Annotated in this window: 17 protein-coding genes; 7 read left to right on the top strand and 10 right to left on the bottom strand. The window is 63.9% G+C overall.

Going from position 1 to position 14,961, the window contains the following annotated elements:
- Window positions 1–130: 130 nt before the first annotated feature.
- Window positions 131–1,186: a transporter substrate-binding domain-containing protein gene (locus G0P99_RS14540; protein WP_164131012.1), complete on the top strand. Its 1,056-nt coding sequence runs from the start codon at window positions 131–133 to the stop codon at window positions 1,184–1,186.
- Window positions 1,187–1,192: 6 nt separating this feature from the next.
- On the opposite strand, the gene G0P99_RS14535 is transcribed toward G0P99_RS14540, so the two are convergent.
- Window positions 1,193–1,534 (bottom strand): hypothetical protein, encoded by a 342-nt coding sequence (locus G0P99_RS14535; protein WP_164131011.1) that lies wholly within the window; start codon window positions 1,532–1,534, stop codon window positions 1,193–1,195.
- Between the two features lie 156 nt (window positions 1,535–1,690).
- Here G0P99_RS14535 and G0P99_RS14530 point away from each other — a divergent pair, with 156 nt between their 5' ends.
- Window positions 1,691–3,262, top strand: a complete 1,572-nt coding sequence (locus G0P99_RS14530) for a choice-of-anchor L domain-containing protein (RefSeq protein ID WP_164131010.1) — start codon at window positions 1,691–1,693, stop codon at window positions 3,260–3,262.
- Window positions 3,263–3,323: 61 nt separating this feature from the next.
- Here G0P99_RS14530 and dapD read toward each other — a convergent pair whose 3' ends face one another.
- From dapD to G0P99_RS14505, 5 genes are all read right to left on the bottom strand, one after another.
- Entirely contained in the window at window positions 3,324–4,151 is an 828-nt protein-coding gene (gene dapD, locus G0P99_RS14525) for a 2,3,4,5-tetrahydropyridine-2,6-dicarboxylate N-succinyltransferase (protein ID WP_164131009.1), read from the bottom strand.
- A 96-nt stretch (window positions 4,152–4,247) separates the two neighbouring features.
- Window positions 4,248–5,204, bottom strand: a complete 957-nt coding sequence (gene bioB, locus G0P99_RS14520; RefSeq protein ID WP_164131008.1) for a biotin synthase BioB — start codon at window positions 5,202–5,204, stop codon at window positions 4,248–4,250.
- On the bottom strand, window positions 5,197–5,784 hold the full coding sequence (locus G0P99_RS14515) for a biotin transporter BioY (protein WP_164131007.1): 588 nt from the start codon (window positions 5,782–5,784) through the stop codon (window positions 5,197–5,199). The genes bioB and G0P99_RS14515 overlap by 8 nt, the downstream gene beginning before the upstream one ends.
- A gap of 123 nt (window positions 5,785–5,907) precedes the next feature.
- Entirely contained in the window at window positions 5,908–6,507 is a 600-nt protein-coding gene (locus tag G0P99_RS14510) for a GntR family transcriptional regulator (protein WP_164131006.1), read from the bottom strand.
- A 46-nt stretch (window positions 6,508–6,553) separates the two neighbouring features.
- Window positions 6,554–7,474: a threonine/serine dehydratase gene (locus tag G0P99_RS14505; protein ID WP_164131005.1), complete on the bottom strand. Its 921-nt coding sequence runs from the start codon at window positions 7,472–7,474 to the stop codon at window positions 6,554–6,556.
- Window positions 7,475–7,563: 89 nt separating this feature from the next.
- Between G0P99_RS14505 and G0P99_RS14500 the strand changes: the two genes are divergently transcribed.
- Window positions 7,564–8,406, top strand: coding sequence for a TIGR00730 family Rossman fold protein (locus G0P99_RS14500; RefSeq protein WP_164131004.1), 843 nt, complete (start codon window positions 7,564–7,566; stop codon window positions 8,404–8,406).
- A gap of 48 nt (window positions 8,407–8,454) precedes the next feature.
- Window positions 8,455–8,742, top strand: a complete 288-nt coding sequence (locus tag G0P99_RS14495) for a hypothetical protein (protein WP_164131002.1) — start codon at window positions 8,455–8,457, stop codon at window positions 8,740–8,742.
- A gap of 16 nt (window positions 8,743–8,758) precedes the next feature.
- Here G0P99_RS14495 and G0P99_RS14490 read toward each other — a convergent pair whose 3' ends face one another.
- Window positions 8,759–8,968: a hypothetical protein gene (locus tag G0P99_RS14490; protein ID WP_164131001.1), complete on the bottom strand. Its 210-nt coding sequence runs from the start codon at window positions 8,966–8,968 to the stop codon at window positions 8,759–8,761.
- 233 nt (window positions 8,969–9,201) lie between these two features.
- Between G0P99_RS14490 and G0P99_RS14485 the strand changes: the two genes are divergently transcribed.
- Window positions 9,202–10,320, top strand: a complete 1,119-nt coding sequence (locus tag G0P99_RS14485; protein WP_239059816.1) for a cystathionine gamma-lyase — start codon at window positions 9,202–9,204, stop codon at window positions 10,318–10,320.
- Window positions 10,321–10,323: 3 nt separating this feature from the next.
- Here the strand turns inward: G0P99_RS14485 and G0P99_RS14480 are convergent, their stop codons facing one another.
- A complete protein-coding gene (locus G0P99_RS14480) occupies window positions 10,324–10,710 on the bottom strand; it encodes a hypothetical protein (protein WP_370462788.1) in 387 nt (128 codons plus the stop codon).
- A gap of 168 nt (window positions 10,711–10,878) precedes the next feature.
- Here G0P99_RS14480 and G0P99_RS14475 point away from each other — a divergent pair, with 168 nt between their 5' ends.
- Together G0P99_RS14475 and G0P99_RS14470 are read left to right on the top strand one after the other, a co-directional pair.
- Window positions 10,879–11,799: a DnaJ C-terminal domain-containing protein gene (locus G0P99_RS14475; protein WP_164130999.1), complete on the top strand. Its 921-nt coding sequence runs from the start codon at window positions 10,879–10,881 to the stop codon at window positions 11,797–11,799.
- On the top strand, window positions 11,796–12,137 hold the full coding sequence (locus G0P99_RS14470) for a hypothetical protein (RefSeq protein ID WP_164130997.1): 342 nt from the start codon (window positions 11,796–11,798) through the stop codon (window positions 12,135–12,137). The genes G0P99_RS14475 and G0P99_RS14470 overlap by 4 nt, the downstream gene beginning before the upstream one ends.
- 3 nt (window positions 12,138–12,140) lie before the next feature.
- On the opposite strand, the gene rlmN is transcribed toward G0P99_RS14470, so the two are convergent.
- Both rlmN and G0P99_RS14460 read right to left on the bottom strand, forming a co-directional pair.
- Window positions 12,141–13,328 carry a 23S rRNA (adenine(2503)-C(2))-methyltransferase RlmN gene (gene rlmN, locus G0P99_RS14465; RefSeq protein WP_164130995.1) on the bottom strand — a complete coding sequence of 396 codons (1,188 nt, stop codon included), beginning with the start codon at window positions 13,326–13,328 and terminating at the stop codon, window positions 12,141–12,143.
- A gap of 90 nt (window positions 13,329–13,418) precedes the next feature.
- Window positions 13,419–14,903, bottom strand: a complete 1,485-nt coding sequence (locus G0P99_RS14460) for a PLP-dependent aminotransferase family protein (protein ID WP_164130993.1) — start codon at window positions 14,901–14,903, stop codon at window positions 13,419–13,421.
- Window positions 14,904–14,961 lie beyond the last annotated feature (58 nt).

Genomic DNA, 14,961 nt, shown 5'->3' with positions numbered 1-14,961 from the left:
CTCCCCAATCTCGAATACCGGTTGCGTGCCCGGCACATTGCCCGTGTTTGATGGCAGAGTGACCTCTGGGCTGGGTTGCCTGCAAGAGGAGACCCGCATAAAGGGTCTAAAAACCGGACGTGACCAAACAATGCGCAAATTGTTTCTTTCCCTGACAGCTCTGGCCGCGTTCTGGGGTCAGAGCCTCATGGCACAAACGCTCACCGTCGCCACGGTCGAGCGTCCCCCCTTCTCGTTTGCCGACAAGAGCGGCGAGGCCGGTTTCTCGATGGACCTGCTGGCGGCGCTGTCAGAAACACTGGGCTGGCAATACAGCATCGAGCGGATGGACAAGTTCGCCGACATGCTCGGTGCGGTGCAGACGGGCAAGGCCGATCTGGCCATAGCAAATATCTCAATCACCGCCGCGCGCGAAACCGCGATGGATTTCAGCCAGCCGATCTTTGAATCCGGCTTGCAGATCCTTGTGCCCGAGGAACAATCGGCCGTTCCGGCGCTGCTGCGCGCGTTGATGTCGCGCGATCTGTTTCTGGCCATCGGCATCGCCTTTGTCATCCTGCTGACCGGCGGCATGGTCATGTGGTATTTCGAACGCCGCGCCCAGCCCTATTTCGACCGGTCGCTGGACGAGGCCTGGTTCCCCTCGTTCTGGTGGGCGCTGAACCTGGTGGTCAATGGCGGGTTCGAGGAGCGCGTGCCGCGCACCGCCTTCGGGCGCATGTTCGGAGTTCTGCTGGTAGTGTCGTCGCTGTTCATCGTGTCGGTGTTCACCGCCCGCATCACATCGGTGATGACGGTCGAGGCGATCAGCGGTTCGGTCAATTCGGTCAATGATCTCTACGGCCGCAGCGTGGGAACGGTCGAAGGCTCGACCGCCGCCGCCTTCCTCTCGCGCCGCGAAATCGACTTTGCCGCCTACGATGGGCTGGAAACCATGCTGACTGCCTTCGAGGCTGGTGACGTCGACGCGCTGGTGTTCGACGCACCGATCCTGGCCTATTACGCAACCCATCGCGGCAGGGGCAAGGCCGCGACCACCGGGTCGGTGTTCCTGCGGGAAAACTACGGCATCGCCTTTCCCACCGGATCGGCCCGGGTGGAAGAGGTCAACCAGGCCCTGCTTGCCCTGCGCGAGGACGGCACCTATGACCAGATCTATCGCAAATGGTTCGGCGCCCGGAACTGAGCCCGCTCAGTCAGCCTCGTCGCCGAAAAACGGCGTCATCTGCGCCACGATCACCGCGTTCTCGTCCAGCGCCCGCTGCATCAGCTCCCGCTCTTCGGCGTCGATCTCGTGGCCCTGCGCCTCGCGCTCTTCCAGCGTGCCGTACCCGGTGACGTCGAGCGGCGCGGTATCGGCCTGTTTCAGGATCGCAACGGTTTCGCGGACCGCCTCGGCCTCGTCCACGCCGCTGGCATAACACATCAGCGCGGCGCCGGTGGCACCGTCAGGCAGGCCATCGCCTGCCTTGCGCCCGATCTGGACGACAAGCGTGAACACCTGCTGGCGGGATTCTTTGCGGGGCTTTTCCATGGCGCCGCCTTAGCGCGCGCCCTGCAAGACGTCAACTTGATACAAACTGTCGGGAAATCGCGGGCGCCGATACGCGCCTGCGCGGCCCGGGATAAAGGGATTGGAAAGCTGGGCGGATTATCCCGGAACGGACCCAATCGACCGGATCCTTGCACGATGCCCACCGCCAGCGAATTGCCCATCGACACGTCAGCCTCGGCCATGGACATGGCCAACGCCATGTTCGGCAATGGCATTCAGATCGTGTCAGCCGATTACAGCGGCGCCGCCTCGGCCTCGGGCATCTATTCCGACGGAGATACCGTCGCACCCGATATCACGCCTTCGGACACCGGCGTGATCCTGTCCACCGGCAACGCATCCGCGATCACCAACAGTTCCGGTGATGCCAACATCTCGACCGGAACCAGCACGAATCACTCCCTCGCAGGCGACGCGCAACTGACCGAGATGGCAGGCGCCCAGACCTATGACGCATCTGTTTTCGAGGCGAGTTTCATCCCCGAAGGCTCGACCCTGACCATGCAGGTGGTATTTTCATCCGAGGAATATCTGGAATACGTGGGCTCCGGCTTCAACGACGCGGTGGGCATCTGGGTGAACGGTGTTCAGGCGGAACTGTCCATCGGTGGCGGCGACATCACGATCGACAATATCAACGACGAAACCAATTCCAGCCTCTATGTCGACAACCCGGCAAACGCCGAGGTCGCCAATACCGAAATGGATGGTTTCACGGTTACGCTGACGCTCAAGGCGCCGGTCAACCCCGGCGAAATCAACACGATCAAGATCGCCATCGCCGATGCCGGCGACGGGGCCTATGACTCCAACCTTCTGATCGCGGGAGATTCGATCCAGACCGCCCTGATCGCCGACGACGACATTGTCGGGATAACGGGCGGAAATCCAGAATCGGTCGACGTGCTGAGCAACGACAGTTCGACCGAGGGCGGCACTCTCACGATCACCAAGATCAACGGACAAACCGTTTCCGCCGGGGATACGGTCACGCTGTCCACCGGCGAAACCATCACCTTGAATGCCGACGGTACTTTCACCATCGACTCCGACGGGTCCGAGGCGAGCTCGAACGCGTTCTCCTATCAGGTGACGGATGCGGCGGGAAACACCGACACCGCCTTTGTCACCATCAACGCGACCCCCTGTTTCGTCGCGGGCACCCTGATCGAAACACCACAGGGCAAGATCGCCGTCGAGACCCTCAGGCCCGGCGACAAGGTGTTCACAAAGGACAACGGGCCGCAGCCGGTGCGCTGGGTCGGACAAACCCGGCGCATCGCCGAAGGGCCCGACGCGCCCATTCTGATCTCGCGGGGCGCCTTGGGGCGGCATGGCGCCGTGGCGGTTTCCCCCAACCACCGGATACTGCTCGAACTGCCGCAATCCGAGCTGCTGTTCGGCGCAGCCGAGGTTCTGGTCAAGGCGAAGGACCTGGAAAACGGGCGCACAATCCGCCGCTGCGCCGATGGCCTGCCTGTCATCTATGTCCATATCCTGTTCGACCGGCATCAGGTGATCTGTGCGGACGGGCTGGAAAGCGAAAGCTATCACCCGGGCGACCTGTCGCTCAGCGCCTTCGATCGTGAAACCCGCGATGAGGTCCTGCGCCTGATGCCGGATCTCTCAGCCCCGGGCTATGGCTATGGCCCATCGGTCCGCCCGGCGCTGCGCGGGTACGAGGCGCGGGCACTGTTGCGCGCCTGACAGACATGGAAAGGCCGCAGCAAACCCTGCCGCGGCCCTATCTGCAACCCATATTGCCGGATCAGTCGCGCAACAACTCGTTGATGCCGGTCTTGGAGCGGGTCTTTTCGTCCACGCGTTTGACGATGACCGCGCAATAGAGGCTGATGCCCCCGGTTGTCGGCATCGACCCTGAGACCACCACCGAATAGGGCGGCACTTCGCCATACATGACCTCGCCGGTTTCCCGGTCGACGATCTTGGTCGACTTGCCGATATAGACACCCATGCCCAGCACCGAACCCTCGCGGATGATGCAGCCCTCGACCACCTCGGAGCGGGCACCGATGAAGCAATTGTCCTCGATGATGGTGGGGCCCGCCTGCATCGGCTCCAGCACGCCGCCAATGCCGACGCCACCCGACAGGTGCACGTTCTTGCCGATCTGGGCACAGCTGCCGACGGTGGCCCAGGTATCGACCATGGTGCCGCTGTCCACATAGGCGCCGAGGTTGACAAAGGACGGCATCAGCACCACGCCCGGTGCGATATAGGCCGATTTGCGCACCACGCAGTTGGGCACGGCACGGAACCCGGCCGCCTTCCACTGGTTCTCGCCCCAGCCTGCAAACTTGCTGTCGACCTTGTCCCACCAGCCGCCGCCCTGCGGGCCGCCCGACTGGATTTCCATGTCCTTGATGCGGAAGCCCAGCAGCACCGCCTTCTTGGCCCACTGGTTCACGTGCCAGCTGCCATCAGCCTGTTTCTCGGCCACGCGCAGCGCGCCGCTGTCCAGCGCGGCCAGCGTATCCTCGATCGCCTCGCGCGCGGCGCCGGTGGTGGCGGGGGTGATGCTGTCGCGGGCTTCCCACGCGGCCTCGATGGCGGCTTCCAGCTCAACGTTGGACATGAGGTCTTGCTCCCTGATCAATGCGTGATGTTTGTTTCGCCTATACGCAAGCGCGGGCCAAGGCGCAATGCGACGCGCCCTGACCCGATTGCGTCCTTACGCGTCTTCCAGCGCGCCAAGAGCGACAAACATCTCGGCGTCTGCGCCGGTTCCGGCATTGGGCGCGGTCAGCAGGACATCGCCATAGAACACCGAATTGGCCCCGGCCAGGAAACACAGCGCCTGCTCGGCGGCGCTGAAATCCGAGCGCCCCGCCGACAGCCGCACCCGTGTCAGCGGCATGATGATCCGCGCCGTGGCAACCATCCGCAACAGATCGAAAATGCCCACCCGCTCGCGATGCGCCAGCGGCGTACCGGCGATGGGGATCAGCGCGTTGATCGGGACACTTTCGGGATGGGGCGCGAAATTCGCCAGAACCTGCAACATGGCGGCGCGGTCTCGCAGGCTCTCGCCCATGCCGATGATGCCCCCGCAACACAGCTCGATCCCCGCATCGCGGCAATAAGACAGTGTATCCAGACGATCCTGATAGGTGCGGGTGCCGATGATCTGACCATAGAACTCGGGCGAGGTATCGAGATTATGGTTGTAGGCCGTCAACCCCGCCTCGGCCAGTCGCTGCGCCTGATGGGGCTGCAACATGCCCAGCGTCACGCAGGCCTCCATCCCCAGGTCGCGCACACCGCGCACCATGGTCAGCACATTGTCGAACTCGGCGCCATCGCGCACCTGCCGCCAGGCCGCGCCCATGCAGAATCGTTCGGCCCCGGCCTGCTGCGCCCGCCGTGCCAGCGAGATCACGTGATCGGGGTTCATCAGCTTTTCCCGGGTCAGTTCGACCTCGCGGTGATGGGCCGATTGCGGACAATATGCGCAATCCTCGGGGCAACCGCCGGTCTTGATGCTGAGCAGGCTGGCCTTCTGAATATCATCGGGCGCGTGATGGGCGCGATGCACCGCATTGGCGCGTCCCACCAGATCGAGCAAGGGAAGGCGCAACAGCGCCTCCACCTCGTCCACGCTCCAGTCAGAGCGGATCGCCTCAGCCATGACGGGCGCCCCCGCGCAGGCGCTCGGCCCAGCCTTGCGGCAGCTTGGTGACCAGCAGGGCGGCCAGCGTGACCTTGACCAGATCGCCGGCCACAAAGGGCGTCATGCCATAGGCAAGCAGCTTGTCGGCAGGCACGAATTGCGCCAGCCAGCCCAGCCCCAGCGCATAGATCACCGCCAGCCCCAGCAGCATCGCGGGCCAGAGCGCCAGCCGGTGCAGCCGGTCGGCGGCAAAGCCCACCAGCGCCGAGGCGACCAGAAAACCGACCAGATATCCGCCGGTCCCGCCCAGCATATAGGCCAGGCCAATGCCCTTTTCCGGCGTACCCGCAAACACCGGCAGCCCCAGCGCGCCAGCCGCCAGATATCCGGCCAGCGTCGCGGTTCCCAGACGGATCCCGTAAAGCGCCGCCAGTGTCATTACGGCGGCAACCTGCAACGTCATCGGCACCGGCCAGAACGGCACCTGCACCCGGGCCGACAGGGTCAGGATCGCGATCCCCGCCACAACGCGCAGGATTTGCCCGCTCAGCGCGGGCGCGCGGGCTCTGGCGACGGCGGCTTCGGTGGTCTCTTTCATGGGATTCTCCATTTTATAGATAAAATTTAGGACTCACTTCGGTATTCATGATTTCTATCTATAATTTCTGCAAGCAAAAATCTCCGTCCCCGTATTTCTTCGCGATCGGAAAATGTCGAAAGGTCAGAGCGCCCGACGCAGATGCCGACGCAGCACATCGCAGGCGGTCTCGGCATCGCGCCGCTTCATCGCCATCAGGATCGCCGCGTGATCGGCGTCAGTGCGCTGCCGCCAGCGCTTACGCCAATGCGTGTGCAGATGCCGGGCCGAGGCGATGTGCAGATCGTCGATCACCGACAACAGGCGCGGCATGCCGCACGGTGTCAGGATTGCACGGTGAAAGGCGCGGTTGCGCGCCTCCCAGCTTGGCATGCCCTCGGCCGCGTCGCAGACAAGTCGTGCATCATCAATGACTTGCAAGTCACCCGGCGTTGCTCTCTGGACCGCGTGTTGCAGCGCCAATGGCTCCAGCGCCACCCGCATCTCGATCACCTCACGGATCTCGGCCGGGTCCAGCGCGGTGACCCGCATGCCCCGGCGCGGCTCGCTTTGCGCCAGCCCATGCGCCTCGAGCCTCAGCAACGCCTCGCGCACCGGAACATGGCTGGTATCGAAGGCACGCGCGATATGATCCTGACGCAGCTTTTCCCCGGCGGGCAAAGCGCCGGTGATGATCTGCTGGCTGAGCCGGGCATAGATGGTGTCGGCGATGGTTGCTGTCATGAATTATAGATAAAATACCCTGCGTGCCCGGAGCAACCCGCAATCGTCACCCACTGAAGGGATCCGGGGCGATATTGCCGCCGCAGATCAGAACCGCGACCCGTTCGCCCGGTTCCGGCCGGTAAGCGCCGCACTTCAGCGCCGCCAGCGCCGTGGCCCCCGCGGGCTCGACCAGGATCCGCCGTTCCGACCAGAGCGCACGCTGCGCCTGGGCGATGGCGGCATCGGGCACCAGAACTGAGGCCACCGCCCCCCGCGCCAGCCCGAAACAGATCTCGCCGATCCGCCGTGCGCCCAGCGCATTGGCGGCAATGCCCGAGACTTCGACATCGACCGGCCCACCCGCAGCCAGCGCCGCATTGAGCGCACAGGAGGTCTCGGGCTCGACTGCAACCACCTTGCGCGCGCCTTGCCACCAAGCCAGCGCTCCCGCGATCAGCCCGCCGCCACCGACCGCGATCAAAACGGTATCGGCCTCCAGCCCCTGCGCGTCCCATTCGGCAAAACAAGTCCCCTGCCCCGCCACCGTCAGCGGCGCATCATAGGCATGGATCTGCATCGCGCCGGTGTCGGCCTCGTGCTGTCGCGCCAGCATCAGCGCATTGGCATATTCACCCGGCACCACCGCCAGATCGGCGCCAATGCCCCGGATCAAGGCGATCTTGGAAGGGCCCGCGATCTCGGGCACGAATATCTTGGCCGGATGGCCCAGCGCGCGGGCCGCATAAGCCGCCGCCGCCCCGTGATTTCCACCCGAGGCGGCCACCACGCCAGCGGCGGGCACGTCGCTGGCCAGCAGAGTGTTGAAGGCGCCGCGCGCCTTGAAACTGCCGGTGTGCTGCATGTGCTCCAGCTTCATATCGACCGGATGGGACAGGCCGAACCCCTGCGTCGACATCACCGGCGTCACCTGCACATGCCCCGCGATACGCTCCGCCGCCACCGAAATCTCTGCCGTCCAGTCCATCTCTCACCCTCTTTGCCGCTCTGCCTCTGGCACTTGCCCCGCGAACCCTATAGCTCAGAGAGAAAGACGCAAGCAGGGAAGCCCGCGCCATGAGAGACGACCGCCAAAGCCCGTTCCGCGACGCCCATACCGACCGCTCGACGGCACGCCACGTGCCGGACACGCCGCAGACCCGGTCTGCGGCCTACCGGCTGGCCTTTGCCGACGAGGACTTCCTGTGCCGCGACGAACTGCGCCCGGTGCGGCTGCAACTGGAACTGCTCAAGCCGGAAATGATAATGGCCGAGCGCAACATCACGTCGACCGTGGTCCTCTTCGGCGGCGCCCGCATTCCCGCGCCCGCCAACAAGGACAAGGCCCGCACCCAGACCCTGGCCGAGCTGTCGAAATACTATGACGAGGCGCGCGAGTTCGCCCGCCTGATCACCGAGAAGTCGAAACTGACCGGGTGCCAGGAAATGGTCATCTGCACCGGCGGCGGCCCCGGCGTGATGGAGGCGGGCAACCGGGGCGCGCAAGAGGCGGGCGGCTGCTCGATCGGGCTCAACATCGTGCTGCCGCACGAACAGGCACCAAATGCCTATGTCACGCCTGACCTCAGCTTCAACTTCCACTATTTCGCGATCCGCAAGATGCATTTTCTGATGCGCGCACGGGCGATTACCATCTTTCCCGGCGGGTTCGGCACGCTGGACGAGCTGTTCGAGTCCCTGACCCTGATCCAGACCGGCCGTATGGAGCGGGTGCCCTTCCTGCTCTTCGGGCGTGAGTTCTGGGAGCGGGTGATCAACTGGAAAGCGCTGGCCGATGCCGGCACGATCTCAGCCGAGGATCTTGACCTGTTCCGTTTTGTCGAAACCGCGCAAGAGGCGGTGGATATCATCGAAAACTGGGAACCGGCGCCCCCACGCGACAGTATCCCCGGCCGCTGAGGCGATTCGTGCTAGACTGTCCCCGCACAGCCAAGGCGGGAGGACGTGATGGCCTATGTGACGGTATCCAGCTGGACCTATGATGCGTCGTTGAACGAGACGGCGCTGATCGCCAGCGCGCGGGACAAACTGAACCAGATCAAGGCGATGGGCGCAGTGGGCGGCCATCTTGTACGGATAAGCCCGACCGAGGGGCTGATCGTGATGATCTATCCCGACGAAGGCACCTGGAACCGCGTGCGGGACACGGTCCTGCACATGCGCAAGGATACCGACCCGGCCGAAGGCGGCACCATGACCCGGGCCATCGGCGGACCTGCGGCGGTTTCGGTCTGACCGGAGCGGGCCCCGGTCAGTTCATATGTGTGGGCAGAATACCCAGTTCGATGCCCTGCGGCAGTTTGGTCACCACCTGGGCGCCCTTGACGTCCTTGATGGCATAGCCGTAGCCCATCAACCGGAATTTCCACTCGCGCGCGCTCAGCGCCTTGGCCCGTTCGCGTTGCAGCAGGTCCAGAACGCCTGCCTCAATCATTGCGCCACCGATATCTGCCTGTGCCATTTCCTGTCCTCCATGGCGTTGTTGCCAATTTCGAAACTGACTGTTGATCAGGGCGGAAATTGAACGCGAATGAGGAAAAACAAGGGCGGGCAAAAGGGGGCTCTGCCCCCGCCGCAGCAGAGCCGCGGCTCCCCCGGAGTATTTCAGACCAGAAAGAAGCGCAAACGCGCGCGCCTCTTTCGGCCCTGCGGACAGGGTGCTAGACCTGCGTCGAAGATCATTGGAGACCTTGAATGGACGACACCGAACGCCAAGGCCCCGACATGGGCGCCTTTCTGCATCTGCGTGGCAATGCCTTGTCCAAAGGCGATCCTGTGGCCCTGCCGCTGGTACAGTCCAGCATGTATCACCTACCCGGCGAGCCGGAGAGTTTCTCCAACTACGGCCGCGTGCACAACGCGACCTGGGTGGCGCTGGAACATGCGCTGGAGCATCTCGAAGCGGCGCCCTGCCGCGTCTTTCCGTCCGGCATGGGGGCGATCTCGGCGGCGCTGTTTGCCACGCTGAAGGCGGGCCAGCGGCTCTTGATCCCCGGCGATGGCTATTACGTGACACGGCTGTTGTCCGACCGCTACTTGCGCCAGCTCGGGGTCGAGGTGGTGGAGCGTCCGACTGCGGAATTCGCCGCCGGAGGGTTTGCCGGGTTTGACGTAGTGTTCCTGGAAACGCCGTCGAACCCTGGCCTGGACCTGATCGACCTCGCGGCCGTCGCGGATGCGGTGCGCGCTGCGGGCGGGATCACGATCTGCGACAACACCACAATGACACCACTGGGGCAGCGGCCGCTCGACCTGGGCATCGACATGGTGGTCGCCTCGGACACCAAGGCGATGGGCGGCCATTCCGACCTGCTGATGGGTCATGTCGCCACCCGCGACAGTGATCTATTGCAGGCGGTGGACGATTGGCGTCGCATTTCCGGCGCCATCCCCGGCCCGCACGAGGCCTGGCTCTTGCATCGCGGGCTGGAGACGCTTGAGGTGCGGTATGATCGCATGTGCTCCTCGGCCGAGGTTCTGGCCCCGCGCCTGGCCCAACATCCCGTGGTCAGGGCGCTCCGGTACCCGGGGCTGCCGACGGACCCGGCGCATAATCTGGCGCGCGGCCAGATGCGGCGGTTCGGTTTCCTGATGTCGCTGACGCTGGAAAATGCCGACAAGGCCGAGCGGTTCATCAACACATGCCCGCTGCTGCGACCGGCCACCTCGTTCGGCGGCGTCCACAGCTCGGCCGAGCGCCGCATCCGCTGGGGCGATGCGGTCGATCCCGGCTTTGTCCGCCTGTCGATCGGCTGCGAGCCGGTTGAAGAACTGTGGCAGGCGTTGAAAACGTCGCTCGACGGGGTGGTCTGAGCGCTATTTCGCCTTGTTTTCCCGCAGTTCCTTGAACACGTAGATCGGCAGGACGATCCCGGCGATCAGCGCCCCGATCCAGACCAAGAGCGTGGCGAGCAACAGGTTCGTCACGCCGCCGATCACCAGGCCGGATGTCAGCATCTCGGTCACGAGCAGGCCCACAAAGATGACGACCAGCGCCACCCCGCCCTGGAGCGCGGGCAGGTTCTTTTCGCTGAGCTTGTTGATCAGCGGCCCCGCCACCACCTGAATCAGCGAAAAGATTGCCACGACAAAAATGAACGACAGTGGCGCGATGGAAAACCCGTCGAGCAAGAGCGCGGCCAGCAAAAGGCCGATGGCGTTGCCGGCCAGAATGGCCGCAATTGACAGCATGTTGCGATACACGTCCGATACTCCCCGTTAATCTTTATCGGATGTTATACGCCCGAGGCGGAAAAACCAGAAAAACCGCCACTTGGGTCGCTGCGCCAAGACGCCTCTTTGCGGCATGCTTTGCGCCGTGATCTAATTCCCGTTGCAGGAAACGCGCCAGACACGGATGACGAGCCAGACATGAGCACCGACCCCTATGCGGCCCTTGGCCTGTCCAAGACAGCGTCGCAGGATGAAATCAAGAAAGCGTATCGCAAGATCGCCAAGGAGTGTCACCCGGACCTGAAACCGGGGGATGCCGCCGCCGAAGCGCGGTTCAAGGCGGCCGCCGCGGCCTATGACCTGCTAAAAGATCCCGAAACCCGCGCCCGATTCGACCGGGGCGAGATCGACGCCTCGGGCCAGGAGAAACCGCAGCAACAGTATTACCGCAGCTATTCCGAGGCCGCCGGCAATCCCTATCGCCGCGCCCAGGCACAGGGCGAGTACGAGGACATGTCCGACATCTTTGCCGAGTTCATGCGCAGGCAGGGCGGTGCGGGACGCACTCACGAATATCGCGCGCCGGGGCAGGATCGCCGCTATGCGATGCAGATCTCGTTTCTGGACGCGGTATTTGGCGCGACCAAACCGATCACTTTACCCAATGGCGACCGGCTCGAGGTCAGCATCCCGGTTGGCGTCACCGATGGCCAGACGATCCGGCTGCGCGGCAAGGGGGATCCGGGCATTGGCGGCGGGCCTGCGGGCGATGCGCTGGTCACGATCTCGGTGGCGCCACACCCCGTTTTCCGGCGCGAGGGCGACGATATTCACCTGACCCTGCCGATCACGCTGGACGAGGCGGTACTGGGCGGCAAGGTGGCGACGCCGACCATCGACGGGCCGGTCGCCGTAACCATCCCGCCCGGCACCAGCACCGGCAAAACACTGCGGCTCAAGGGCAAGGGCGTGCGCCAGCGCGGCGGAACCGGGCGGGGCGACCAATTGGTCGAGATCACGATCGTCATGCCCGACCGCATCGACGACGGGTTGCGCGATTTCATGGAAAGCTGGCGCAAATCGCATTCCTACAACCCAAGAAAGGGGATGCCGACATGACCCCGTTCTATAGCGAAAGCGAAGTCATCGCCCGTGTGTCACGCCTGACCGAGGGGCGGCTGGTCGAATATTGCGCGGCCCATATCGTGATCCCGGCCCAGACCGAGACCGGCCCGATGTATCAGGAGATCGACATCGCGCGGCTGGAATTGGCCTGTGACCTGCACGACCAGTACGAGGCCGAACCCGAGGCCATCGGCCTGATGATCTCGTTGATCGACCAGTTGCACGGGCTTCGCGCCGAGATGCGCGGGTTGGTGCGGGCGCTCGACGCGCAACCCGAAGCAGTCCGGCGCGACATTGCCGACCGGCTCATCAGCCATCGGTTCGGCGACTGAGCGTCAGTCGCCCAGACCGGCCTCGGCTTCGATCTGCTTTCTGGATTTGCGTGCCCGTTCGGTGGCCGATTTCAACTGTCCGCAGGCGGCCATAATATCGTCGCCGCGCGTCTTGCGGATCGGCGCGGCATAGCCCGCCTGATAGATGATGTTGGCGAATGCGCGGATACGGTTGTTCGACGATCGCTTGTACGGCGCGCCGGGCCATTCATTGAACGGGATCAGGTTGATCTTGGCCGGGATCTTGTGGCGCTTGATATGGTCGAGCAGGCGATGGGCATCCGCGTCGCTGTCGTTCACCCCGTCCAGCATCACGTATTCAAAGGTGATCCGCTCGGAATTCGACGCATTGGGATAGGCCGCCAGCGCCGCCAGCAACTCCTCGATATTCCAGCGCTTGTTGATCGGTACCAGTACGTCGCGCACCTCGTCCGTGGTGGCATGGAACGAGATCGCCAGAAGGCACCCGATCTCTTCCGCCGTCCGCGCGATCTCGGGCACCACGCCGCTGGTCGACAGGGTGATGCGCCGGCGCGACAACTGGATCCCCTCGGGGTCCATGGCGATCTTCATCGCGTCGCGAACGTTCTCGAAATTATAGAGCGGCTCGCCCATGCCCATCAGCACGATGTTGGACAACAGGCGCGTTTCGTCCTTGGGCGCGCCCGGCACCGGCCATTCGCCCAGATCGTCGCGCGCCATCATGATCTGGCCCACGATCTCGGCGGCGGTCAGGTTGCGCACCAGCTTCTGGGTACCGGTATGGCAGAACGAACAGGTCAGCGTGCAGCCCACCTGCGACGAGATACACAGCGTGCCGCGATCCTCTTCAGGGATATAGACCACCTCCACCTCGTGCCCGCCCGCGATGCGGACCAGGTATTTGCGGGTACCGTCCTCGGACACCTGCCGGGTCACGACTTCGGGGATTTCGATGGTGAAATGCTCGGCCAGTTGCGCGCGATACGCCTTGGCCAGGTTGGTCATCGCATCAAAATCGCGCACGCCCCATTGATAGATCCATTGCCAGATCTGCCCGACCCGCATCTTGGCCTGCTTCTCGGGCGTGCCATGTTCGATCAGCACCTCGCGCATCCGGTCGCGGGTCAGCCCGACAAGGTTGATCTTTCCCTCAGGCAGCTTGCGGGGAAGGGTCAGGACATCCTGGGTGATCGGGGCTTTGACGGACATGGACAGACTCGGGTCTCGGAAGTGAATGTGCCTCTATATAGGAAACCCGGCGAAGATCAAAAGATTTCGCCTTGGCGCCGGGCAGGTCGCTCAGCGCGACAGCAGCCGGCCCGAATGTTCCGCGATCAGCGCGATACCCTGTTCGATGCGATCCACCGGGATCGAGGAAAACCCCAGCCGAAAGAACGGGCACGGCCCATCCAGACGGTCAAAGAACGGCGCGCCGGGCTCGATCAGCACCCCGTCCTGCAAGAGGCTGTGCGCAAGCTCGGTTGAATCGAGTCCATCCGGCCCCTTTACCCAAAGGCTGGATCCGCCAAATCGCGCAGCGCCCGCGATCTCGAAATCATGTTTCTCCAACGCGGACTGCATCGCTTTGCGGCGGCGCGCGAACTGTTGGCGCATATCGCGGATCTGCATGTCGAAATGGCCCTGCGCCATGAAATAGGCCGCCGTCCGCTGCTGGTGCCCGGCCGGATGGCGCAGCATCAGCGACCGCAATTCGCGCGCCTCGGTGATCACGCTGCGTGGCCCGACCAGATACCCCAGCCGGAGCCCGGGGAACAGCGACTTGGAAAAACTGCCGACGTACAGCACCCGGCCATTCCGGTCGAAGGCCTTCAGCGCCGGGCTCGGCGGTTCGAGATAACTCATCTCGAACTCGTAATCATCCTCCACCACGATGAAATCATGGGTTTCAGCATAGGCCAGCAATTGTAGCCGCCGCGCCTTGGGCATGGTGATACTGGTGGGCGCGTGGTGGCTGGGCGTGACAAAGACCGCATCCGTGCCGGGCGGAATCCGGGTGGGCGGCAACCCGTGCTCGTCGATGTCGATCGTCTCCACCTCTGCCCCGTGCCACCGCAGGGCGGCCACGGTATCGGGGTATCCCGGGTTTTCGCACACCGCCCGCAGCCCCCGGCGCGCCAAGAGCGCGATGATCAACCAAAGGGCGTTCTGCGCGCCCACGGTCACCAGAATCTGGTCGGGATCGGCCGAGATGCCGCGTCGGGGCAGTGTCCGCGCCCGGATATAGTTGACCAGCAGCGGATCGTCCGCCGCAACCATATCCCCCGCCATCGCATCGAAGTCGCGCGTGCCAAGCGCTTGCCGGGCACAGTTGCGCCACGCGGTATGGTTGAACAGCGCCGTGTCCATCTGCCCGTAAACAAAGGAAAACGGCAGGCTCCGCCAGTCCACCGGCTTCAGCACCCGCCGCCGGGTCGCCAGCGTATCCGACAGGAATCGCTCCCAGCGCCCCGAGGATCCATCGGACCAGTCCGGGTCGCTGACAGCGATCCGGTGCGCCGCGTCCGACTCGGCAACGCGGTATCCGGCACGGCTGATCGATTCGACATATCCCTGCGCGACCAGTTCCTGATAGGCCAGCGTCACCGTCATTCTTGCAATCCCAAGATGAGACGCCAGCTGGCGCGAAGACGGCAGAGCAGTCCCGGGCGGAGCTTGCTGGGACAGGATCGCCGCAATCACCGTTTCCCGGATTTGCCCCTGCAAGGGGCGTTTCGACTGTTTGTCGAGAAAGAATATGTCCGGAGGAACACGTGTTTTGATCATATGCTAAATTTCGACTTCTTTCTGGTCTAAGTCAAATACAAAACTGGCCCTAACGTGT

This window comes from Ruegeria sp. PrR005 (genome assembly GCF_010500245.1).
Taxonomy (GTDB): domain Bacteria; phylum Pseudomonadota; class Alphaproteobacteria; order Rhodobacterales; family Rhodobacteraceae; genus Ruegeria_B; species Ruegeria_B marisflavi.
Note: the sequence above shows the minus strand (reverse complement) of the source record. Positions and strands in the feature narration are given on the sequence as shown.

Coding starts and splice junctions, on each gene's coding strand:
- G0P99_RS14540 (WP_164131012.1), top strand. CDS start 131: ATGCGCAAATTGTTTCTTTCCCTGACAGCTCTGGCCGCGTTCTGGGGT.
- G0P99_RS14535 (WP_164131011.1), bottom strand. CDS start 1,534: ATGGAAAAGCCCCGCAAAGAATCCCGCCAGCAGGTGTTCACGCTTGTC.
- G0P99_RS14530 (WP_164131010.1), top strand. CDS start 1,691: ATGCCCACCGCCAGCGAATTGCCCATCGACACGTCAGCCTCGGCCATG.
- dapD (WP_164131009.1), bottom strand. CDS start 4,151: ATGTCCAACGTTGAGCTGGAAGCCGCCATCGAGGCCGCGTGGGAAGCC.
- bioB (WP_164131008.1), bottom strand. CDS start 5,204: ATGGCTGAGGCGATCCGCTCTGACTGGAGCGTGGACGAGGTGGAGGCG.
- G0P99_RS14515 (WP_164131007.1), bottom strand. CDS start 5,784: ATGAAAGAGACCACCGAAGCCGCCGTCGCCAGAGCCCGCGCGCCCGCG.
- G0P99_RS14510 (WP_164131006.1), bottom strand. CDS start 6,507: ATGACAGCAACCATCGCCGACACCATCTATGCCCGGCTCAGCCAGCAG.
- G0P99_RS14505 (WP_164131005.1), bottom strand. CDS start 7,474: ATGGACTGGACGGCAGAGATTTCGGTGGCGGCGGAGCGTATCGCGGGG.
- G0P99_RS14500 (WP_164131004.1), top strand. CDS start 7,564: ATGAGAGACGACCGCCAAAGCCCGTTCCGCGACGCCCATACCGACCGC.
- G0P99_RS14495 (WP_164131002.1), top strand. CDS start 8,455: ATGGCCTATGTGACGGTATCCAGCTGGACCTATGATGCGTCGTTGAAC.
- G0P99_RS14490 (WP_164131001.1), bottom strand. CDS start 8,968: ATGGCACAGGCAGATATCGGTGGCGCAATGATTGAGGCAGGCGTTCTG.
- G0P99_RS14485 (WP_239059816.1), top strand. CDS start 9,202: ATGGACGACACCGAACGCCAAGGCCCCGACATGGGCGCCTTTCTGCAT.
- G0P99_RS14475 (WP_164130999.1), top strand. CDS start 10,879: ATGAGCACCGACCCCTATGCGGCCCTTGGCCTGTCCAAGACAGCGTCG.
- G0P99_RS14470 (WP_164130997.1), top strand. CDS start 11,796: ATGACCCCGTTCTATAGCGAAAGCGAAGTCATCGCCCGTGTGTCACGC.
- rlmN (WP_164130995.1), bottom strand. CDS start 13,328: ATGTCCGTCAAAGCCCCGATCACCCAGGATGTCCTGACCCTTCCCCGC.
- G0P99_RS14460 (WP_164130993.1), bottom strand. CDS start 14,903: ATGATCAAAACACGTGTTCCTCCGGACATATTCTTTCTCGACAAACAG.